A 21618-nucleotide genomic window follows, 5' to 3' on the forward strand; every position below is an offset into this window, starting at 1 on the left:
TTGCTTGCCAAGGCACAGCGGTTCCATTTTCGCCCATTGGGCATCCGTCAATATCAAGCGATCCATATGCAGTTTAAAGCACATCAGGGACCTTGTGAAAAATCAATTCCAAACAGACCCTGAAAAAGGCTTCACCAAAAACATCCTTATGATTGCCGGATGTTTTCCGGTCTGACTTTTCAAACAGTTTCCAAAAGACAGCGTTTTCAGCAAGCTCCGGGCCTGATACTTCCTTCAGCCCAAACAGGCTTTACAACCCATGCGCAACATCCCGTGCCCCGCCAAGCGGGCGCACAGGCAGGGGTGAATGCAGCCATCAACAAAGCGTCAGCACAACAAAAGAAGGTCAAATCGCGCCTGCGCGATGTTTAACATTCGCGCCGTATTCTGTTGCGGCAAGAAATATTTTTGGCTTATCTATGACAGGCTGGTTCTGGTTTCCTGCCCTGGGCATTATTGTTGCACATATACAGTATCATGTGCCGAAGCTGACAGGATCATGGATGCGGCGCAGGGCTGGGCGGGCCTGAAAGGTCGCGGCCCACCATGATCCATCGGCAGGGTGGCACCAGCGCCATTTGCAACATTATGGGACATCGGGATGCAGGCAACAAACCTGGCAATTGGAATTCTGTTCGTGCTGGGCGGCGGCATCGCGGCGCAGTGGGTGGCGTGGCGCTTCAAGCTGCCTGCCATCGTGCTGCTGTTTGCCCTTGGGCTGATCTGCGGGCCGGGGCTTGGCATCCTGCACCCGGCCACGGCCATCGGGCCGTATTTCCACCCGCTTGTGTCCATGGCCGTGGCGTTCATCGTGTTCGAGGGTGGCCTTGCGCTTGACCTGCGGCAGTGGCGTGAATCGGGCGAGGGCGTGCTGCGCCTGACCGCGGCGGCACTTCCCATCAACTGGGTGCTCGGCTCGCTGGCCGCGCATTACGTGGGGCATCTGAACTGGGGCACGGCATGGCTGTTTGGTGCCATTGTGGTGGTGACGGGGCCAACCGTGGTGCTGCCCCTGCTGCGCCACACCAAGCTGCGGCCAAGGGTGGCGGCCTTCCTGCGGTGGGAGGCGATCGTGAACGACCCCATCGCCGCCATTCTGGCCACCCTGGTGCTGGAATGCCTGCTGATCAGTTCCAGCCACACATCCGATGCCTCGCTGGCGGCGGTGGAAATCGGGCCGCACCTGCTGTTTGCCACCATGTTTTCCATCGGGTGCGGCATTTTTCCCGCCCTGCTCATCAAGTTCCTCTCGGCGCGCGACCTGCTGCCCGAGATCCTGCGCATTCCCATGATCCTGGCCTTCGCCATGGGGGTTGCGGCCGTGTGCAACCTGCTCATGCAGGGGGCGGGGCTCATGGCGGCCACCGTGTTCGGCATGGCGCTGGCCAACCTGCATGTGACCGGCATGTCGGAACTCCAGCGCATCAAGGAATCGCTGGGCGTGATCGTGGTCTCGTGCCTGTTCGTGCTGCTCACGGCGGACCTGCAGCGCACGGTGCTGGCCGAACTGTCCTGGCCGATCATGGCGCTGACCTTCACGGTTATGTTCGTCGTCAGGCCGCTGGGCATCTATCTTTCCACCATCGGGGCAAGCATGTCGTGGCAGGAGCGGCTGTTCGTGGGCTGGATTGCGCCGCGCGGCATCGTGGCCGCCGCCGTGTCCGGCGTGGTGGGGCTACAGTTGCAGGAGGCCGGTTACGCAGGGGCCAACATGATCACGCCCGCCGTGTTCGCGCTGATCGCCTCGACCATGATCCTGCATGGATTCTCGCTCAGGCCGCTGGCGCGCGCGCTCAGGCTCACCCTGTCCGATGAGCCGGCGCTGGCCATCATGGGGGCCAATGCATGGTCCACCAACCTTGCCAGCGTGGTGCATGACCGGGGCGTGCCGGTGCTGCTGGTCGATACCTATGCGCCTGCGCTCAACAAGGCGGCGCGGCTGGGCATACCGGTGCTGCGCGCCGAACTGCTCTCGGTCGAGGGGCAGGAAAGCCTGGAGGAACGCCCCGCCGACTACCTGATCGCCACCACGCCGGATGCCATCTATAACGGCCTGGTGTGCGCGCGCATGGCGCCTGACCTGGGGCGGCAGCGCGTGTTTCAGGTCAGCCCGGGCATTGCAAGGCTGGACCTGTATCACGGGCTGAGCCGGGATTCGCGCGGCAAGGTGCTGGGCGAGCCTGCGTGGAATTTCTCGCTCATCGATTCCCGCTACGCCCAGGGCTGGCGCTTTGGCAGCTATGTCGCCGATGAAACCATAAGCGAAACCCGGCTGACCGATGGCCCGGCCATGCTGTTCATGATCATCCGCAAGGGCACGGCGATCTGGGTTTTCTCCGCCGAGGACGCGATTCCGGCCGAACCGGCGGAAGGCGACATCATCGTGCTGTTCATGCCGCCGGGGCAGGATGTGAGCCGGACGGACCTGCCCGTGGTCGATGGGTCTATCCCGGCGGCCTGACCTCGATTTCCGCAAGTCCCGCGGCCAGCAGGCGGCGCAGTTCGGGTTCGGGCAGGGCGATGCAGCCTTCCGTCGGGCGGCCGCCCCTGGGCGGCAGGTGAAGGAAGATGGCCGAGCCCGCGCCGGAATGGACAGGCGCGTCGTTATAACCAAGCACCACCAGAATGTCGTAAACGTGATCCTCGCGCCACAGGCGCTCGTGCCGGGCAGGGTGGGGCAGGGTGACGTGGCGGTTGTAATCGGTGCTGGCAGGGTCGTCGCACCAGCCATCAAGCGGCGAGAGCGGCTCGACAGGCAGATGACAAACAGGTGATGCCACCCGGTCGGCGCGATAGAACACGCGCCGCAATGGCAGAATACCGGCAGGTGTTGCGTGATCTCCCTCGATTTTGCGGGTCTTGATGCCCCCCGCGCCGATGATGGCGGGCATAATTTCGCGCATGCAATGCAGTTGTGCATCCAGCCCTGTATTCGTTTGCAAAATAGCGCGTATCATGAATTCCTCTGGATCGGGTCGTATTTATGTTATCTCCGGCCTCATCCGGCTGCATACGGCATCGGGGCCGGCGGGTCATGGGCCTGTCGGTCGTGGTGGCGGGCATGAACAGCAAAGACAGAGACCGGTTCGATAAAGGGCCGGCCTTAAAGTGATAAAGAGGGTTCGATGGCAGGAGCACGTCCCATACTGATAGCGGACGACGATCAGACTTTACGTCAGATGCTCGTTGAACAGCTACAGATTGATGGTGAATTTGAAGCGATCGAGGCTGGCTCCGTCGCCGAGGCCTGGGAGAAGCTGCAGAAACCGGGGGCGCGCTTTGACGCGATCATCCTCGATGTATCCCTGCCTGACGGGGACGGGCGTGACTTCTGCGCTGACCTGCGGCGCAAGGGCAAGCGCATCCCCATCATCATCCTGACTGGCTCTGATGACGAGACGGACGTGGTGCGCGGGCTTGATGCGGGCGCCAATGACTATGTGGCCAAGCCATTCCGCATTGCGGAACTGCTGGCCCGCCTGCGCGCGCAGATGCGCATTTTCGAGAACAGCGAGGACGCGGTCTTCGCCATCGGGCCGTATATCTTCCGCCCGTCGGCCAAGCTGTTGCAGGAAACGGCCAAGAATCGCCGCATCCGCCTGACGGAGAAGGAAGCGGCCATCCTGAAGTTCCTGTACCGCGCGGGCACGCGCCCCGTGCCCCGGCAGGTGCTGCTCAATGAGGTATGGGGCTACAACGCGGCCGTGACCACCCACACGCTGGAAACCCATATCTACCGCCTGCGCCAGAAGATCGAGCCCGACCCCACCAATGCCAGCCTGCTGGTGACGGAAGGCGGCGGCTACCGTCTCGACCCCGAAGGGGGCAAGAGCGCCGCCCTTGCCTGAACGGGCCCTGTTCTGACCTATGGATTGTGACGGGCCGCCCGGTTTCGGGCGGCCCGGTCGCGTTCAGGCCACTGATTGATGAAAACGGAAGTTTTTGGTGAAGCTTCTTTCAAAAAGCTTAGAAGAAGGCTGTCCCGGCAGGTCAGCCGTCAATGTCGATCAGCACCGGCACGTGGTCCGAGGGCTTTTCCCAGTCGCGGGCGGCACGCAGCACCTCCATGCCGCGCAGGGCGGGGCGCAGGTCGGGCGTGACCCATACATGGTCCAGCCGCCGCCCGCGGTTTGACGCGCTCCAGTCGCGGTTGCGGTAGGACCACCACGTATAGAGCTTCTCATCCGGCGGCACGAATTCGCGCATGGCATCGATGAAGCCGGTCTGCTGCCAGGCCAGCAGGCGTTCGGTTTCCGCGGGCGTGTGGCTGACGATCCGGAGCAGCTGTTTGTGGCTCCACACATCCTGCTCAAGCGGCGCGATGTTCAGGTCGCCCACCAGCACGGTGCGGCGCATGTCACGTGCGGAGAACCACGCCCGCGCCTCCTCCACAAAAGCCAGCTTGTGGGCGAATTTGGGGTTCTCGACCGGGTCGGGCACATCACCACCCGCCGGCACGTAGAAATCATGCACGTCAATCGCGTTCACCCCCGTGCCGTGGCGCACGGCGATGTGGCGGCAGTCGCCCTTTTCGCACCAGTCGGGTGTCTCCTCCAGCACGGTTACGGGTTGGCGTGACAGGATCGCCACCCCATTATATCCCTTCATGCCCCGGAACACGACATGTTCGAAGCCAAGGGCACGCACGTCAGCAAGTGGGAACAGGGCGTCCGGCACCTTGGTTTCCTGCAGGCAGACGAGATCGGGCGATGTATCCTGGCACAGCCGGGCGAGAAGCGGCATCCGCAGGCGGAGGGAATTGATATTCCAGGTGACGATACGCATATCGGCTGCATTGCCGATCCGTGGCAGGCTGACAAGAATATTTTTTTCCCCACAGGGCGCAGCGCAGGACGAAAACAGGAACGAATGGCAAAAGGCAGCTGATATTTCCTGCAAAATTGCAATCCATGCATCAGGACACACGGATGCCATAATTTGTCCACCTGTGGGGTTGACAGCCGTGAATCCGGCCTGTTGTGGGGCGGATTTTTTTTCCGGCCTCCGGCTTGTCCAATATAATTGTTTAAAAACAGTAGGTTGTTGTTAGTGATGTTTTTTTGGGCAATCCAAGTACAGGAACGGAAAACCGCCACCCGCACGTTTTTTTCGGCCCCTGCTCCACAGACTTATCCACATTATCGGTGGATGAACGGCTGGCGTCCATGACAACGGCCATTTCTGACGCACCGACCCGCCCGGTGGGGGTCGATGCCATCCACCACGCCCTGCGCACCATGCCGCAGGCCCCCGGCGTGTACCGCATGCTCGGTGAAAAGGGGGACGTGCTGTATGTGGGCAAGGCGCTGAACCTGAAGAAGCGCGTGACCTCCTACACCCATGTCAGCCGCCTGACCGAGCGCCTGCGCCGCATGGTGTCGGAAACGCGCAGCATGGAAATCGTCACCACCCATACCGAGGCCGAGGCCCTGCTGCTCGAGGCCAATTACATCAAGCGCATGCAGCCGCGTTACAACATCCTGCTGCGTGATGACAAAAGCTACCCGTGGATCATGCTGACCGACCGGCACGACTTCCCCCAGATCAGCAAGCACCGGGGCAAGCCGGTCAAGGGGGCGTCGTACTGGGGGCCGTTCGCCTCGGCCTGGTCGGTCAACCAGACGCTGAACCTGCTCCAGCGCACCTTCCTGCTGCGCTCGTGCTCCGATAGCGAGATGCAGGGCCGCACGCGCCCGTGCCTGCTGCACCAGATCCATCGCTGCTCGGCGCCGTGCACCGACCGTATCAGCCGCGAGGACTATGCCGAACTCGCCGCCCAGGCGCGCAGCTTCCTGGCGGGCAAGAACCCGGACATGCGCGAAAAACTCGGCCGCGAGATGGAACAGGCCGCCGGGGCGCTGGAATTCGAGCGCGCGGCGGCCATCCGCGACCGCATACGCGGGCTTTCGGCCCTGCAGCAGGATTCCAGCGTCATCAACCCCTCCAGCGTGAGTGACGCGGACATCATCGCCATCTGGCAGATTGCGGGGCAGTCGTGCATTCAGGTGTTCTTCATCCGTGCGGGGCGCAACAACGGCAACCGGGCGTTCTTTCCCAGCCATGCGCGCGATGAGAACGCGCCTGACGTGCTCGCCGCCTTCATCGGCCAGTTTTATGATGACAAGCCACCACCCGCCCAGGTGTTCGTCAACCAGGACCTGCCCGAGCTTGACGTGCTCACCGCCGCCCTGAGCCTGCGCCGGGGCCGCAGGGTCGAGATCCTGCACCCCCAGCGTGGCGAAAAGCGCGGCGTGATCGAGCATGCCGCCCTGAACGCGCGCGAGGCGCTGGAGCGCAGGATGGCTGAAAGTGCCGGGCAGGCGAAGCTGTTGCAGGGTGTGGCCGACCTGTTTGGCCTCGATGCGCCGCCCAAGCGCATCGAGACCTACGATAACAGCCACATCCAGGGGGCCAACCCTTACGGCGTGATGGTGGTGGGCGGCCCGGAAGGGTTTGAAAAACGCGCCTACCGCAAATTTTCCATCAAGGGGCCGGTCACGCCGGGCGATGACTTCGCCATGATGCGCGAGGTGCTCGAGCGGCGCTTCCGCCGCGCACTCAAGGACCGCGAGGAAGGCGTGCGCCCCGAGGACTGGCCCGACATCCTGTTGATCGATGGCGGGGCAGGGCAGTACACCGCTGTGCGCGGCGTGCTTGATGAACTCGGCGTGACGGGCGTGACCCTGGTGGGCATTGCCAAGGGGCCGGACCGTGATGCGGGGCGGGAGTGGTTCCATACGGCCGACCGGCCGCCCTTCCAGCTGCCGCCGCGCGATCCGGTGCTGTACTACCTCCAGCGCCTGCGTGACGAGGCGCACCGCTTTGCCATCACCACCCACCGCGCCGGGCGCTCCAAAACCCTGGTGCGCTCGGAACTTGATGATATTCCGGGCGTTGGACCGGCACGCAAGCGCGCGCTGCTCAAGCATTTCGGCTCGGCGCGTGGCGTGCGGCAGGCTGGCCTGGGGGAACTGGAGCATGCGCCGGGCATCAACCGCGACATGGCACGGGTCATTTACGGTTTTTTCCATCCCGACTGGACAGGAGAGTGAGCGGCTGTCATGCAGATGTGAGCCTGCAGGCTGCCTGATAGGCGCTATCAGTATCTTGGCTTTTCCCCTTTCTTGGTTATAGCAGTATCAGCATGCTTACCGACCTGCCCAACCTCCTGACCCTGTCCCGCATCATCGTGGTGCCGATCGTGGTCGCGCTTGTGGTCATTCACACCGCGCAGACCGATTGCGCCGCGTGCGTGCTGTTCATCCTGGCGGGCATTACCGATTATTTCGACGGCAAGCTGGCGCGGGCATGGAACCAGAATTCGGATCTGGGCCGCATGCTCGACCCCATTGCCGACAAGCTGCTCGTCGGCGCATCGCTCATGGTCATGGCGGGGCTGGGGCGCCTGCCTTACGGGTGCCTGTACCCCGCCATCATCATCCTGTGCCGCGAGATCCTGGTCAGCGGCCTGCGCGAGTACCTGGCCGCCACGCGCGTGGGCCTGCCGGTGACGAAACTGGCCAAATGGAAGACCGGATTCCAGATGACGGCGATCGGCTTCCTGCTCGCGGGCGACAGCACGGCAGGGCTGCTGCATATCGGCTGGCTGCCAGTCAATGTGCTCGGCGCCATAATGATGTGGATCGCCGCCGCCCTGACGCTGATTACCGGGTGGGATTATGTCTCCACCGGGCTGCGCCACGTGGGGCGTGGCACCTCGGGCGCCACCAAATTATCTTCCTGACCTACATGAAAAATTAACGCCCTTCATGGCTCATCGTCCCTGCGGGCCCACAGGCCCGCCGGTTTGGCGAGGGGGCGAGGGAAGAGCGTGGTACGCAAGGCACTGGTGCTGTCATTGCTGGTGGGGCTGACGGGATGCGGCGGGTTCGGGCCGATCCTGGCCGATAATACCGAATTGCCTGGCAGCCTGCCCAATACGCCGCGTGCGGAGGGGGAGAACATGCGCCGCGTAAGCGGGCAGGCCCCGCAGGTGCTGCCCATCGTGCCCCAGGCGCGCAATATCTGGCCCGTGCTGCCTGATGGCCAGGCGGACCTGGCACAGGGGGATGAGGTCGCGGCCATGCTGCCCGGCACCCGGAACAGGACCGCAGGCGTGGTCGAGCACGACCTGCCTGCAGGGGGCGAGATGCAGATCGGCAACGATGCAGCGGCTGATGGGCTGCCCGGGGAAGTTTCCGCATTGTCTTCGGGGCAGGGGGCAACGCATAAGGGCGCATCGGATGCGGCGATCATCGTGCCCAATGGCGATGGCAGCACAACCGAGGTCAGCGCCGATGGCACGGTGCATGAACAGCAGGCCCCCTGACGTGACCCGCCCCTGCGGGGCGCGGTGCCTGCCCTGAGTGGGAGAGAAGAGCGGAATGCTACGCATTCTTTATTTTGCATGGCTGCGCGACCGCCTTGGCCGCTCTGGCGAGACGCTGCCCCTGCCGCAGGGCGCGCATTGCGTGCAGGACCTGATTGCGGCCCTGCACGCGCGTGGCGGGGAATATGCCGCCATCTTCGCCCGGCCCGAACTGATCCGCGTGGCGGTGAACCAGAGTTTCGCCACGATTGCCGCCCCTATTGCCGCCCATGACGAGATTGCCTTTTTCCCGCCAGTTACAGGGGGCTGAGATCATCATGCCGCGTGTCACGATCCGCGTTCAGGCCGAAGCGTTTGATAGCGCTCATGAAACCGCGCTGCTGCTGCGCGGGCACGAGGATGTGGGGGGAGTCGCAGCCTTTACCGGAATCGTGCGCGGTGGCGGCGGGCTGGTGGCGCTGGAACTCGAACATTATCCCGGCATGACCGAATCCATGATGCGCCGCATAGCGGAATCGGCCTGCGCGCGATTCGGGCTGGTGGGCTGCACGGTCATCCACCGTGTGGGCAGGCTGGCGGTGGGCATGCCCATCGTGCTGGTGCTGTGTGCCGCCGCCCACCGCGGAGCGGCGCAGGAGGCCACCGCCTTCATGATGGACTGGCTCAAGACCAGCGCACCGTTCTGGAAACGCGAGGAATTTGCAAACGGGCACAGCGCCTGGGTCGAACCCCGTGCGCAGGATGAAGCGGCAAAGGCGCGCTGGGGCAGTCTCACCGCCTGAGGCGGGGGGAAGAAAAATTAAAAAAATAATCTTTCCCTAAACGCCTTGACGCTAAGCTTGCCGCTGATTCGAGAGAACGCTCCCCATTTTCCCGGGCTACATTATCTAGTGCAAAGTGGCATGGAATAGTCCATATATAGGGGCATATCATAAAACCCCGTCCCACCACGCAGGCGCCTGAAAAGCCCTGCGTGCCTTGGCGCGGGCCGATTACGGAGAATGTAAATGGTCCTGGATGACGTATCCGGCGGCATGGCCGATCGTTCTGCCAACGGGGATGGGTTCGTCCAGGGAAAGGACAGTACGCCCATGCCTGACACGTCTGACATGCTGGACAGCGTGGTCCAGCTTCCCGGCCATCATCCCGTGCGCGTGGACCATTCCCGCGATGCGCTGCTTACGGCATTTGGCAAGGCAACGCTCAACAACCGCTACCTCCTGCCTGATGAGAGCTACCAGGACCTGTTTGGCCGCGTGGCCTCGTATTACGGGGCCAATCCCGCCCATGCCCAGCGGCTGTATGACTACATCTCGCGGCACTGGTTCATGCCGGCCACGCCGGTGCTCTCCAATGGTGGCACCTCGCGCGGGCTGCCCATCTCGTGCTTCCTCAACGAGGCCAATGACAGCCTGCGCGGCATCGTGGACCTGTGGAACGAGAATGTGTGGCTGGCCTCAAAGGGCGGCGGCATCGGCTCCTACTGGGGCAACCTGCGCTCGATTGGCGAGAACGTGGGCCGCAATGGCAAGACCTCGGGTGTCATTCCCTTCATCCGCGTGATGGACAGCCTGACGCTGGCCATCAGCCAGGGCTCGCTGCGGCGCGGCTCGGCTGCGGTGTACCTGCCGGTCTGGCACCCCGAGATCGAGGAATTCATCGAATTGCGCCGCCCCACCGGCGGCGACCCCAACCGCAAGGCGCTCAACCTGCACCACGGCGTGCTGGTGTCGGATGCGTTCATGCGCGCGGTGGCCGATGATGATGAATGGGCGCTGCTTTCGCCCAAGGACAACACGGTCATCCGCAAGGTTTCGGCCCGCGCGTTGTGGATTCGCATCCTGACGGCGCGCATGGAGCAGGGCGAGCCGTACATCATCTTCTCCGACCATGTGAACAACGCGCGCCCCGAGCACCACAAGCTGGCGGGGCTTGAGGTCAAGACATCGAACCTGTGCGCCGAGATCACGCTGCCCACCGGCATGGACCACCATGGCCGCGAGCGCACGGCGGTGTGCTGCCTCTCCTCGCTCAACCTCGAGACGTGGGATGAATGGAAGGATGACCCGCAGTTCATCGAGGACGTGATGCTGTTCCTCGACAACGTGCTGCAGGACTTCATCGACCGTGCGCCCGATGACATGGAGCGCGCCCGCTACGCCGCCATGCGCGAGCGCTCGGTGGGGCTGGGGGTGATGGGGTTCCACTCCTTCCTGCAGGCCAAGAACGTGCCGTTCGAGAGCGTTGTGGCCAAGAGCTGGAACCGCAGGATCTTCCAGCACATCCGCGCGCAGGCCGATGCCGCCTCGCGCAAGCTGGCCGAAGAGCGCGGGCCGTGCCCGGATGCGGCGGAATATGGCGTGATGGAGCGATTCTCCAACAAGATGGCGATCGCGCCCACGGCGTCGATTTCCATCATCGCGGGCAATGCCAGCCCCGGCATCGAGCCGATCGCGGCCAATGTGTTCCTGCAGAAGACGCTGTCCGGCTCGTTTACCGTGCGCAACCGCCACCTTGACAAGCTGCTGACCAGCAAGGGCCGCAACACCAGCGATGTCTGGTCGTCCATCACGCTCAACAAGGGCAGCGTGCAGCATCTCGACTTCCTGACCCAGCAGGAGAAGGACGTGTTCAAGACCGCGTTCGAACTCGACCAGCGCTGGGTCATCGAGCATGCGGCCGATCGCGCGCCGTTCATCTGCCAGGCGCAGTCGGTCAACATCTTCCTGCCCGCCAACGTGCACAAGCGCGACCTGCACCAGATCCATTACATGGCGTGGAAGCGGGGGGTGAAATCGCTGTATTACTGCCGCTCGCTATCCATCCAGCGCGCCGATGCGGTGAGTGACGGGCAGGAAAAGCGCGACGTGCCGCCAAAGGATGGTGGCACCCCTCCCGCGACATCGGGTGACTATGAGGAATGCCTCGCCTGCCAGTAAGGCGAGGGGGAAAAGCTTCAAAGAACGCCGCCTGTTTGAAAAAAGGCGGCACCCGGAAACTTTTATTTTTTCAGCATGCCGTTTCGCTCAGACCGTAAGCGGCATGCCGTGTTCCAGTATGGCGCGGGCCGCAGGTGTAAAGCGGCCATCGGCTTCATGCAGCACGAGGCCGGGCAGCATTTCGCTGCCCGCGTGTGAATTCACCCGTCCCTGTACCAGCATGATGCGCGCGGCCTGCCCTGCGCGGGGCCAGAAGGGCAGCACCCTGATCCGGCCCAGCCGCGCGCCCTCCATGGCCGTGCAGCAGGCGGCCAGCAGGCTGCATGGCAGGGCCAGTGTCAGCGTGCCGTGGTGGCGTAGCTGGGCGGCCATGGCGCGCACCCAGCCGCCCAGCGCGCCTGTGGGCAGGCGGCGGGCAAGGTCACGCTGGCTGTGCGGCGAGGCTGACGAGTCCTGCCCATGCCATGGCGGGTTGGCAAAGGCATGGTCGATGCGCCGCACGCCGGGGCCGGACAGCAGCGGGTCATCGGGCAGGGCAGGCAGGGTGGCATGGCGCACATGCAGGCCATGGCGATGGTTGAGCATGAAGTTGTGCCGGGCCAGCGCTGCGGTGGCATCATCATGCTCCAGCCCGATTCCGGTCAGCCGGGGTACCCGATTCGACAGGCAGAGCAGCCCCGCACCCGCGCCGCATCCCCCTTCCATGACGGTCTGGCCGGGGCGCGCGGGCACGAAAGCAGCCATCAGAACAGGCTCCAGTCCGGTCCTGTTTCCGGTCGAAAACTGGCGATAGACCACCTTTCCGCCCAGCAGGTGACCTGTGGTGACAGGGTCCATGCCCATGGGGGGAAGAGGCAGGTCATGCGCTGCTCCGTACCGTGTGCCTGTGTGCTCCGGCTTGACCGTTATTCCAGCGCCGCCCATATACTCATTCTATGTTCATACATTCGGAACCGGGAGAGTAACCTTTTGGCCCTAGCAGTTAGTCTGCCGGAATCCGACGAAACGGCAAGTCAGAAAGACGAAGGGGCTCGCCGCCCGATGGCAGATGGATCAGAAGTCGCCCTGCGCGATCTGGCGGAATATCTTGCGGATGACATGGCGGCGTGCAACCGCGCCATTGTCGAGCGGATGGACAGCCCGGTCGCCCTTATTCCCCAGCTTGCAGCCCACCTCGTGGCCGCCGGTGGCAAGCGGCTGCGCCCGCTGCTGACACTGGCCTCCGCCCGGCTGTGCGGCTACCAGCCCGATGCCACGCACCAGCGCCACGTGGCGCTGGCCGCCTGCGTGGAGTTCATCCACACGGCAACCCTGCTGCATGATGACGTGGTGGACGAGAGTTCGCTGCGCCGGGGCATGGCCAGCGCCAATGCGGTGTTTGGCAACAAGGCCTCGGTTCTGGTGGGGGACTTCCTGTTCGCCCGCTCGTTCCAGCTCATGACGGATGATGGCTCGCTCAAGGTCATGAATATCCTCTCATCCGCTTCCGCCACCATTGCGGAAGGGGAAGTGCTGCAGATGTCCACGCAGAATGACCTGTCCACACAGATCGATCAGTATCTGGAAGTCATTCATGGCAAAACTGCGGCACTGTTCGCCGCAGCCTGTCGTGTGGGTGCTGTCGTGGCCGACCGGGGCGAGGCGGAGGAGCGGGCGCTCGAATCCTACGGCACCAATCTGGGCATGGCTTTCCAGCTTGTTGACGACGCGCTGGATTACGCCGCCGACCAGGCCCGCCTGGGCAAGACGGTGGGCGATGACTTCCGTGAAGGCAAGATCACCCTGCCGGTGCTGGCGGCCTATGCCGCGGGTTCGCCAGAGGACCGTGCCTTCTGGCAGCGCGTGATCGAGGAAAGCGAGCAGAAGCCCGAGGATCTTGATCATGCCCTGCGCCTGATCGAGCAGACCGGCGCCATCCGCACCACGTTGGCGCGTGCGACGGAATATGCCGATGCGGCGCGTGAGGCGCTGTCCATCTTCCCGCCCAGCCGCCTGCGCCAGATGCTGCAGGATACGGCGAGCTACACCGTAAGCCGCCTGCGTTAGCAGGCGGGCCTCATACCTTTTCCAGAATCTGGAAACAAGAAGAGTTTTTGGTGAAGCTTTTTTCAACAGGCTTCAGGAAACGCTGCCTTTTTTCCCAAAAAGCAGCACCCGGAACCGTTTACTCTTTGTGTTCGACAACCGGACTGGCCTCAAATGGCCTGGCTGCGTCCTGCTCATAGCCCAGCGCGGCCAGCCCCGGCCGTAGGGCGGCGAAGTCACGCGGCTCGGCGGTAAAGCAGAACTGGTCGGGCAGGGCAGGTGCAGGGCCATGCGGGGCAGGGCATGTGGCCAGCACGCGGGCGACCTGCCGGGCTACGGCGGGTGCCGGGTCCAGCCAGGCGACATGCGGTGGCCCGATATCACGCATGGCCTCAAGCAAAAAAGTATAATGCGTGCAGCCCAGCCCCACCACGTCGATTGCGCTGCCGCCGGGTTGAGCGAACAGGCCAGCCAGTTCTGTCCTGAGCAGGGCAGGGTCGGGCGGGGTGCCACGAAAAGCCTTTTCCGCCATGTCAGCCAGTCCCCGCGCGCCGTAGGCGAGCAGGGTGCAGTCAGGCGCAAAGCGGGCGCTGAGGGCTTTCAGGTAGGGCCTGCGCACGGTGGCGCGCGTGGCCAGTAGCCCGATCGTGCCGGTGCGGGTCTGGTCGGCGGCCCATTTTATGGGGGGCACGCAGCCCACAAAGGGCACGTCATAAGCAGCCCGCAGGCTGTCGAGCGCAAGCGTGCTGGCAGTATTGCACGCCACCACCACAACGCTGGGTTGCAGGCGCTCAATGGCCGCCCCCACCAGCCGCACGATCCGCGCGCGTAGCGCGGAATCGGGCTGTTCGCCGTAAGGGAATACGGCCGTATCGGCCAGGTAATCGACCGGTATGCCCGGCAGGAGCAGGCGGAGCTGGGCTACGATGCCCAGCCCCCCAATGCCCGAATCGAAGGCAAGAACGCGCGGCATCGGCAGCCCCGCAGGTCAGGCCCCGGCGTCACGCCTGGCCTTGAGCGCCAGCGCCTCCTCAGCGCTGCCCACCCCGCCATGCTTGGCCGACCATGCGCAGGGGTCTTCAAGGAAGCGGCGGACTTCGGCGGCATCCTTTTCCGAGAAATAGGGCTTGCCCGCGCAGGCTTCCAGCACATCCCACCAGGTGCACAGCGCGTGCAGGCTGATATCCATATCCGCCAGCGTGCGATACGCACCAGGGAAGACACCGTAGAAGAACACGACGAAGGTGTGGTCCACGATCGCGCCCGCTTTGCGCAGCGCGTTGGCGAACTGCACTTTCGATGAGCCATCGGTGGTCAGGTCTTCCACCAGCAGGGTGCGCATGCCCTCGGGCACATCGCCCTCGATCTGGGCATTGCGGCCAAAACCCTTGGGCTTTTTGCGCACATAGGCCATGGGCGCCATCATGCGGTCCGCAATCCAGGCGGCGAAGGGAATGCCCGCCGTCTCGCCGCCCACCACGGCGTCGATGCTTTCATAGCCGACATGGCGACCGATCTTTTCCACCGCCAGTTCCATGATCTTCTGGCGCGCGCGGGGGAAGAAGATGATGCGGCGGCAATCGATATAGACCGGGGATTTCCAGCCCGAGGTCAGGGTGTAGGGATCATCGGGGCGGAAGTTGACGGCCTTGATTTCCAGCAGCAGGCGCGCGGTCATGAGGGCTGCGTCGCGGTCCCATGCGGTTGTGCCTGTTGAAAGTCCTGCCCCATTCCCCGTGGCGTCGTGCATACCCTGTCTCCGGCCAAATGAATTGCGTGTACTGAATGTCAGCACAGACGCTTAACCGCAACAGGGCGGAAAATCCATCTATGTCCGGGCCAATGAAGGCGGAATTGCCAAAAAAAGGCCGCATCGGAAATATAACGTGACCCGATCAGCAGAGTGTGAGCGTTTGCGTACCTTGCCCCCACGGGGTATTCGCTCTAGTATCTCAATATTAATAATCATTCTCACTAGTGGATCATCGCATCGTGTCTGTTGAAAACAGTCGCATCGCCCGCAAATGCGAGCGTGCCGTAATCACCGCCTACCAGGAACTGCGTGGCGTCGGGACAAGCGATGTGTCGGCTTTCCATGCCTGCACGACCCTCTACCGCATCCACCACCCCGAATCCTCGCTCAACGAGGCGCGGCGCCTGGTGTCGGAATGGATCGACCATCATGTCATCCAAAAGCGCCCTGGCCCGACGGCCGGGTGCGAGTGTGACTGACCTGTCGGGGGTGGGGCTGTGTAAAAGAGGGCCGGGCATGGATGCGGCCTGCCCTCTTTTCATGTGCGTCAGGTGATGTTTATGCGGTTTTTTGCCAGAAAGTCAGGCATACGCCCTCTTCATCTGCCCTCCGGTTTTCTGCAATCTCGAATTCGAATTTCTTGTCCGGATGACATTCAGACAAGGCAAGACGCCAGAACTGCTCTATCTGTCGTGCAAATACCGTCTTTAAATATATAGCTTTCCTGATTCCGTCTTCTTCAGTTTCATTTAGATCTGTAACGTCCTCACATTCCCAAAAAAAGTTTTCCAGGCAGGGAATATTCAGGTAACGCTCTTTATCCGATATGCTTTGTACAGCGAGATTTTTACTGCCTTTTCATATGCAATGGATTCTGTATTCTTCCGCAAAATACAGCCATCAATCCCTTTTTTGCGCGCCTTCGTTTTTTATACTCTGTTCCTGTGTCGTGTGGGCTGAGAGGCTCCCGTTTACCCGGAACAAAATGGCCGATCCCCTTCGCAAGGCCTGCACGTCATTGTGAATCTGTTGATGGAGATCTGACGTTTTTCGCGCGTCCCGGCGCAGTTTAGTGGATGAGGACGGACGCCACAGCAGATGAAAGCTGGCGGGCTAAAGAGCCAAGGACAGCATGGTCATCCGCAAATTTAATTTCTGATGCTTCGCTCGATCAATATGCCCGGGCCATTGCCATATGCTGAGCGAAACAGCCTTTTATGGCAAGGGTAGTCTAAATGGGTCGGGCTTCTGCAAAAAATCAAAGTGCCATGCCGGGCAGGGCGCTCCCCGCCCGGCATGGTCTTTTTAATCAGGCCCGCTTGTCAAACGGCACGAAATCGCGCTCGGGCGATCCGGTATAGAGTTGGCGGGGGCGACCGATGCGCTGGCCGGGTTCCTCGATCATTTCCTTCCACTGGCTGATCCAGCCGGTGGTGCGGGCTACGGCAAACAGCACGGTGAACATGCTGGTGGGGATGCCCATGGCCTTGAGGATGATGCCGGAATAGAAATCGACATTGGGGTACAGGCTGCGCTTGACGAAATATTCGTCATGGATCGCAATCTTTTCCAGTTCGATGGCCAGGTCGAGCAGCGGGTCGTCCTTGATGCCAAGCTCGCCCAGCACCTCGTGGCAGGTGGCCTGCATGATCTTGGCGCGCGGGTCGAAGTTCTTGTACACCCGGTGGCCAAAGCCCATCAGGCGCACGCCGCTGGTCTTGTCCTTCACCTTGGCGATGAATTCGGGGATGTTGTCCTTGTGGCCGATCTCGGCCAGCATCTTCAGCACCGCCTCGTTGGCGCCACCATGCGCGGGACCCCAAAGCGCTGCGATACCGGCGGAAATACACGCAAACGGGTTGGCCCCCGTCGAGCCCGCAAGGCGCACGGTGGAGGTCGACGCATTCTGCTCATGGTCGGCATGCAGGATCAGGATGCGGTCCATGGCGCGCGCCAGCACCGGGTTGATCTTGTACGGCTCGCTCGGCACCGCGAACATCATGGACAGGAAGTTCTCGGCATAGGACAGGTCATTGCGCGGGTAGATGAAGGTCTCGCCCTGCGTGTATTTGTAGGCCCAGGCCGCGATGGTCGGGATCTTGGCGATGATGCGCATGGCCGACTGGTAGCGCGTGGCAGCATTCGAGACATCAAGCCCTTCATGATAGAAGGAGGACAGCGCGCCCACCGTGCCGCACAGGATGGCCATGGGGTGCGCATCACGGCGGAAACCGTTGAAGAAATTGCGGATCTGCTCGTGCAGCAGCGTATGGTGCTTGATGGAGTTCACAAACCCGTCGTACTGCGCCCTGTCGGGCAGTTCGCCGTTGAGCAGCAGGTAGGCCACTTCCATGAAGGTGGCCTGTTCGGCCAGCTGCGCGATGGGATAGCCACGATGCAGCAGCACGCCCTTTTCACCATCGATGAAGGTGATCTTGCTGGAGCATGACGCGGTCTCGCCATAACCGGGATCATAGGTGAATACGCCAGCCTGGGCAGGCAGCTTGCGGATGTCGACAACCTCCGGCCCCATCGTGCCGGACAGCACGGGTAGTACAACATCCTTGCCGTTCAGCGAGATTGTGGCAGTTTTTCCGGACTCGCTCATCTACAACTCTCCTCCTGGGTGCCATCCTCGCGCGCCTGGCGGCAAGGGGGCACATGTCTCCAACCTCCGGGCATTCTGCCGTTCATGCGGCAGTTTATCGCTATGCCCAAATTATATGCCCGGCGTGCCGCACGGGGCGGCAGTCATCGGGCCTCGGTTCTGACGATAGGAACGAAACCCCTGGCGTGGCAATCCATGCAGCCCCCTTGCCGCAATGACATTATTGGCAAGACAGGGCGTGAAGGTGGATTTCGCCATCAGTGGCTGAATTCCATGGTTTTTCGGCGGTAAAACAGGCCATCGAGGCCGGTGGGAAGCCGCGCTGCATGGCCCCTTCAAGGGCGGGCGGACAATGCCGCGCCCCCCAGTGAAATACCAGCGCGCCCAAAGCCGGATTATGACCTAATACCATGATATTGCTTGTTTTATCGGCAATGTCATACAGCATGTCACGCACCGTTTCGGCGGTTGCGTCATACAGTTCGTTCACATATCGGATATCGGGTTGCCGATCGCCATAAAATGATCCCAGCGCCGCCAGTGTCTCGACCGTGCGCCGCGCGGGGCTGACCAGCACCAGTTGCGGGGCAAAGGCGCGCGCCCGCAGCCATGCGCCCTGTGCGCGGGCACTATCGCGGCCATGCGGGGTCAGCGCGCGGTTGAAATCGGCCTGTGCCCCGATGTCACCAAATGCGGCGGGAGCGGCCTGGGCATGGCGCATGAGCACAAGCTGGCGGGGCATGGCGGCGGTTACTGGCCGGTACCCGCGGCAATGGCCTCATGGTGGCGAATGACCTCGCGGATGATGAAGGCCAGGAATTTTTCCGCAAAATCGGGGTCCAGATGGGCGGCGGTGGCCAGTTCGCGCAGGCGGGCCACCTGGCGGGCCTCACGCGCGGGGTCGGCGGGCGGCATGTCGTTGGCGGCCTTGAGCCTGCCCACCGCCTGCGTGTGGCGAAAGCGCTCGGCCAGCATGTAGATCAGGGCGGCATCAATGTTGTCGATGCTGCAGCGCAGTTCTTCGAGCTTGAGCCGGGCTGCGTCCTGTCTGGCCTCGGTCGTGTTCATCGGTGTCGGCGCTCCTGCGTGGGGATAAGATGATGGCGTTATAAAGATTTACAGGACAGGCGGAAGGTCGATCCACGCCAGATGCCCCCCTTTGCCCGCCCCCGTATCGGTAAAGATGGCCCGCCCGCCCATGCGGCCCTGGCGCACCCAGGGCCGTCCGTCGGTGGAGCGACGGTCATGCCCGCAATAGACCGTGTAGCCCGGCGGAATGTGATCGACCCAGTTCAGCCGGCGCTCGGGGTAGCCATCCTTCTGCATGCGGCCCGTCGTCTCGCCAAACAGGGCGCGTGACAGCAGGGGTGTGACCGTGCCCAGCCCCGGCGGGGGCAGTTCACCCAGCATGCGGGCATGAAAGCCGCCATGCACGAATATGGACTGCCCCAGCACGATCCACGCGGGCGCGCGCGCAAGATCGGCCAGCGCGCGCTGGTACACGTCGCTGTTCTCCTCGCGCTGGAAGGCGGCCAGCGTTTCCATCAAAGGCGGGTCGCGGCGCATCTTGCGGCCCTGCAGCGCGCGGGCCAGCTTGCGGTCATGGTTGCCCAGTATGAACAGGCCGCGCCCTTCATCGATCAGGCGCTGCATCAGGCGGAACGCGCCCGCGCTGTCCGGCCCGTAATCCACCAGGTCGCCCAGCTGTATGACAAAGCGGTCGGTTGCCGCGGCATGGCGGAAGGCGTGCAGGTCGCCATGCACGTCGCCCACCACGCGCAGGGGGCGGCCTGCCAGCAGCCCTGCCAGCGGGTGCGTGGGCAGCACGGGCGGGGCAGGGGGGGGCACTTCTTCCCGCTCGGCAGTGGGCGGGAATATGGCATCCCGTGCCATGACAGGCCGATGGGAGGAAAATCGACGTCTCAAACGAAAATCCTCTCCTGTTGGTGGCCGGTCCGGGTGATGCCCCTTGCTGGGTCTGGTCTCCTATTATTCACAAGATTGGCCGCCATGCACTAGGGGGATGGTCAATAATGTATCCTTAATGACACAAACCGGTTGCATCCGGGTAACGATATTGTACACGGAAAACCGGAATATATTGACCACGACACAGACCGGTAGAGACATCGCATTCCTGCCTGAAGACGTGGCTGATGGAGCAAACGTGAAACCGCCAACCGGAGTCCGGCCGCGGTGTCACACTCTTTTGTTGTGACGTAGCCTGCAGGACGGAGAACAGATGAAGACGTCATGCTGACGTGAAACGCAGGGGCAGGCGCTCTGGTGCAAAGGGAATACCCGCGCCATGGCCGCCGCCCGGCAGATCGGCCCCGGCCAGGGCCGTGACAACGGCATACGACATATCCGGCGCGGTCTCGACCGGCCGGGCATAACGATAAGAGTTTGAGGGAAAGTTCATGATCGACCACACCCGAATCCGGAATGCGGCGCTCCGGGCCAAGATCACCACCGCCGAGCAGGCGGCCTCCCTTGTCCGCCCGGGCAGCACGGTGGGCACCAGTGGCTTTACCGGCGCCGGTTACCCCAAGGCCGTGCCGCAGGCGCTTGCAGCCCTGATGGAGCGCGCGCACGCCGAAGGGAAGGAATACCGCATCCGCCTGCTCACCGGCGCCTCGACCGGGCCGGAGCTTGATGGCGCGCTCGCCAAGGTCAACGGCATCTCCTTCCGCATGCCCTATAATTCCGATCCTGGCCTGCGCGCGCGCATCAACAAGGGCGAGACGGAATATCTCGACATGCATCTCAGCCATGTCGCGCCCATGGCGTGGGCGGGTTTCTTCGGCACGATCGACACCGCCATCATCGAGGCCACCGCCATCCGTGAAGATGGCAGCATCGTGCCGTCGTCCTCCGTCGGCAATTCCAAGACCTGGCTCGATACCGCCAGGCAGGTCATCATCGAGGTCAATAGCTGGCAGGACGCCGCACTCGAGGGCATGCACGACATCTGGTACGGCGCAGCCCTGCCCCCGCACCGCCAGCCCATTCCGCTGCTGCGCCCCGATGACCGCATCGGCGGCACCTCGCTCAAGGTCGACCCCGCCAAGATCGTGGCCATTGTCGAGACCAATGCGCCCGACCGCAACGCCCCGTTCTCGCCGCCAGACGAGACCGCGCGCGGCATTGCGGGCCACCTGATGGAGTTCTTCCGCCATGAAGTGAAGATGGGCCGCCTGCCGCCTTCGCTGCTGCCGCTGCAGTCCGGCGTGGGCAACGTGGCCAACGCCGTGATGGGTGGGCTGGAGGAAGGCCCGTTCGATGACCTGACCGCCTACACGGAAGTGATTCAGGATGGCATGCTCGGCATGCTGGAAAGCGGCAAGATGCGGGTGGCCTCGGCCACGGCCTTCTCGCTCAGCCCCGAAGCGGCAGAATCGCTCAACAGCCGCATGCGCGAGTTCCAGAAGAAGATCATCCTGCGCCCGCAGGATATCAGCAACCATCCCGGCCTGATCCGTCGCCTTGGCTGTATCGCCATGAACGGCCTGATCGAATCGGACATCTATGGCAACGTGAACTCGACCCAGATCATGGGCTCCAAGATCCAGAACGGCATTGGCGGCTCGGGCGATTTCGCGCGCAATGCCTATATCTCGGTGTTCATGACGCCCTCGACTGCCAAGGGCGGCAAGATTTCCGCCATCGTGCCCATGGCCTCCCACGTCGATCACATCACGCAGGATTCGCAGGTGCTGGTGACCGAGCAGGGCCTGGCCGACCTGCGTGGCCTCTCGCCCAAGCAGCGCGCGGAAGTCATCATCGCCAACTGCGCCCACCCCGATTACCGCCCGATGCTGCTCGACTACTACAAGCGCGCCCGCGCGGGGTCGTTTGGCCAGCAGTCGCCGCACCTGCTGACCGAGGCGCTGTCGTGGCACCAGCGCTTCATCGAGACCGGCAGCATGATGCCGTAATGTATAAACGTTTTTGGTGAAGCTTT

Annotated in this window: 23 protein-coding genes; 13 read left to right on the forward strand and 10 right to left on the reverse strand. The window is 62.9% G+C overall.

Going from position 1 to position 21618, the window contains the following annotated elements; translation table 11 throughout:
- Positions 1-159 precede the first annotated feature (159 nt).
- Positions 160-372 carry a hypothetical protein gene (locus HNW77_RS10710; protein ID WP_172157541.1) on the forward strand — a complete coding sequence of 71 codons (213 nt, stop codon included), beginning with the start codon at positions 160-162 and terminating at the stop codon, positions 370-372.
- Positions 373-601: 229 nt separating this feature from the next.
- A complete protein-coding gene (locus HNW77_RS10715; RefSeq protein WP_172157543.1) occupies positions 602-2461 on the forward strand; it encodes a cation:proton antiporter in 1860 nt (619 codons plus the stop codon).
- Here the strand turns inward: HNW77_RS10715 and HNW77_RS10720 are convergent.
- On the reverse strand, positions 2445-2903 hold the full coding sequence (locus tag HNW77_RS10720; protein ID WP_172157545.1) for a L,D-transpeptidase family protein: 459 nt from the start codon (positions 2901-2903) through the stop codon (positions 2445-2447). The two genes, HNW77_RS10715 and HNW77_RS10720, sit on opposite strands and share 17 nt — an antisense overlap.
- 222 nt (positions 2904-3125) lie before the next feature.
- Here HNW77_RS10720 and HNW77_RS10725 point away from each other — a divergent pair, with 222 nt between their 5' ends.
- Complete coding sequence (locus tag HNW77_RS10725; protein WP_172157547.1) at positions 3126-3848, forward strand: response regulator transcription factor; 723 nt, start codon at positions 3126-3128, stop codon at positions 3846-3848.
- Between the two features lie 142 nt (positions 3849-3990).
- Here the strand turns inward: HNW77_RS10725 and HNW77_RS10730 are convergent, their stop codons facing one another.
- The gene (locus HNW77_RS10730) at positions 3991-4743 is read right to left on the reverse strand and encodes an exodeoxyribonuclease III (RefSeq protein ID WP_241694407.1); all 753 of its coding nucleotides are present in this window, start codon (positions 4741-4743) and stop codon (positions 3991-3993) included.
- Between HNW77_RS10730 and HNW77_RS17740 the strand changes: the two genes are divergently transcribed.
- The 7 genes from HNW77_RS17740 to HNW77_RS10760 all read left to right on the forward strand — a co-directional run bounded on the left by HNW77_RS17740 (position 4624) and on the right by HNW77_RS10760 (position 11268).
- The gene (locus HNW77_RS17740) at positions 4624-4887 is read left to right on the forward strand and encodes a hypothetical protein (RefSeq protein WP_241694410.1); all 264 of its coding nucleotides are present in this window, start codon (positions 4624-4626) and stop codon (positions 4885-4887) included. The genes HNW77_RS10730 and HNW77_RS17740 overlap by 120 nt on opposite strands.
- 278 nt (positions 4888-5165) lie before the next feature.
- Positions 5166-7052 (forward strand): excinuclease ABC subunit UvrC, encoded by a 1887-nt coding sequence (uvrC, locus tag HNW77_RS10735; RefSeq protein ID WP_172157551.1) that lies wholly within the window; start codon positions 5166-5168, stop codon positions 7050-7052.
- 92 nt (positions 7053-7144) lie between these two features.
- Positions 7145-7744, forward strand: coding sequence for a CDP-diacylglycerol--glycerol-3-phosphate 3-phosphatidyltransferase (gene pgsA, locus HNW77_RS10740; RefSeq protein ID WP_130731743.1), 600 nt, complete (start codon positions 7145-7147; stop codon positions 7742-7744).
- Positions 7745-7846: 102 nt separating this feature from the next.
- Positions 7847-8329, forward strand: coding sequence for a hypothetical protein (locus HNW77_RS10745; RefSeq protein ID WP_172157612.1), 483 nt, complete (start codon positions 7847-7849; stop codon positions 8327-8329).
- 55 nt (positions 8330-8384) lie between these two features.
- Positions 8385-8639 (forward strand): molybdopterin converting factor subunit 1, encoded by a 255-nt coding sequence (moaD, locus tag HNW77_RS10750; protein ID WP_172157553.1) that lies wholly within the window; start codon positions 8385-8387, stop codon positions 8637-8639.
- Positions 8640-8646: 7 nt separating this feature from the next.
- Positions 8647-9111, forward strand: a complete 465-nt coding sequence (locus HNW77_RS10755) for a molybdenum cofactor biosynthesis protein MoaE (protein ID WP_172157555.1) — start codon at positions 8647-8649, stop codon at positions 9109-9111.
- Between the two features lie 309 nt (positions 9112-9420).
- On the forward strand, positions 9421-11268 hold the full coding sequence (locus HNW77_RS10760) for a ribonucleoside-diphosphate reductase subunit alpha (protein ID WP_241694404.1): 1848 nt from the start codon (positions 9421-9423) through the stop codon (positions 11266-11268).
- Between the two features lie 87 nt (positions 11269-11355).
- Here the strand turns inward: HNW77_RS10760 and HNW77_RS10765 are convergent, their stop codons facing one another.
- Positions 11356-12111, reverse strand: a complete 756-nt coding sequence (locus tag HNW77_RS10765) for a tRNA1(Val) (adenine(37)-N6)-methyltransferase (RefSeq protein WP_172157559.1) — start codon at positions 12109-12111, stop codon at positions 11356-11358.
- A gap of 198 nt (positions 12112-12309) precedes the next feature.
- Between HNW77_RS10765 and HNW77_RS10770 the strand changes: the two genes are divergently transcribed.
- Positions 12310-13314 carry a polyprenyl synthetase family protein gene (locus tag HNW77_RS10770; protein WP_172157561.1) on the forward strand — a complete coding sequence of 335 codons (1005 nt, stop codon included), beginning with the start codon at positions 12310-12312 and terminating at the stop codon, positions 13312-13314.
- A 118-nt stretch (positions 13315-13432) separates the two neighbouring features.
- Here HNW77_RS10770 and murI read toward each other — a convergent pair whose 3' ends face one another.
- Both murI and HNW77_RS10780 read right to left on the reverse strand, forming a co-directional pair.
- The gene (gene murI / locus HNW77_RS10775) at positions 13433-14266 is read right to left on the reverse strand and encodes a glutamate racemase (RefSeq protein ID WP_172157563.1); all 834 of its coding nucleotides are present in this window, start codon (positions 14264-14266) and stop codon (positions 13433-13435) included.
- A 15-nt stretch (positions 14267-14281) separates the two neighbouring features.
- The gene (locus tag HNW77_RS10780; RefSeq protein WP_078524208.1) at positions 14282-15043 is read right to left on the reverse strand and encodes an orotate phosphoribosyltransferase; all 762 of its coding nucleotides are present in this window, start codon (positions 15041-15043) and stop codon (positions 14282-14284) included.
- Positions 15044-15270: 227 nt separating this feature from the next.
- Here HNW77_RS10780 and HNW77_RS10785 point away from each other — a divergent pair, with 227 nt between their 5' ends.
- Positions 15271-15525, forward strand: coding sequence for a hypothetical protein (locus HNW77_RS10785; RefSeq protein WP_082770746.1), 255 nt, complete (start codon positions 15271-15273; stop codon positions 15523-15525).
- An 830-nt stretch (positions 15526-16355) separates the two neighbouring features.
- Here HNW77_RS10785 and gltA read toward each other — a convergent pair.
- The 5 genes from gltA to HNW77_RS10810 form a co-directional block, all read right to left on the reverse strand.
- Positions 16356-17654 (reverse strand): citrate synthase, encoded by a 1299-nt coding sequence (gltA, locus tag HNW77_RS10790; RefSeq protein ID WP_172157565.1) that lies wholly within the window; start codon positions 17652-17654, stop codon positions 16356-16358.
- A gap of 220 nt (positions 17655-17874) precedes the next feature.
- Positions 17875-18396 carry a SixA phosphatase family protein gene (locus tag HNW77_RS10795; protein WP_172157567.1) on the reverse strand — a complete coding sequence of 174 codons (522 nt, stop codon included), beginning with the start codon at positions 18394-18396 and terminating at the stop codon, positions 17875-17877.
- 8 nt (positions 18397-18404) lie between these two features.
- Complete coding sequence (locus tag HNW77_RS10800; protein ID WP_078524201.1) at positions 18405-18722, reverse strand: chorismate mutase; 318 nt, start codon at positions 18720-18722, stop codon at positions 18405-18407.
- Between the two features lie 48 nt (positions 18723-18770).
- Positions 18771-19547 carry a metallophosphoesterase gene (locus HNW77_RS10805; protein WP_241694409.1) on the reverse strand — a complete coding sequence of 259 codons (777 nt, stop codon included), beginning with the start codon at positions 19545-19547 and terminating at the stop codon, positions 18771-18773.
- Between the two features lie 358 nt (positions 19548-19905).
- Positions 19906-20076, reverse strand: a complete 171-nt coding sequence (locus HNW77_RS10810; protein ID WP_172157569.1) for a hypothetical protein — start codon at positions 20074-20076, stop codon at positions 19906-19908.
- Here HNW77_RS10810 and HNW77_RS10815 point away from each other — a divergent pair.
- Positions 20075-21592 (forward strand): acetyl-CoA hydrolase/transferase family protein, encoded by a 1518-nt coding sequence (locus HNW77_RS10815; RefSeq protein ID WP_172157571.1) that lies wholly within the window; start codon positions 20075-20077, stop codon positions 21590-21592. The two genes, HNW77_RS10810 and HNW77_RS10815, sit on opposite strands and share 2 nt — an antisense overlap.
- Positions 21593-21618 lie beyond the last annotated feature (26 nt).

It is taken from the genome of Komagataeibacter melomenusus (genome assembly GCF_013155395.1).
Classification (GTDB): domain Bacteria; phylum Pseudomonadota; class Alphaproteobacteria; order Acetobacterales; family Acetobacteraceae; genus Komagataeibacter; species Komagataeibacter melomenusus.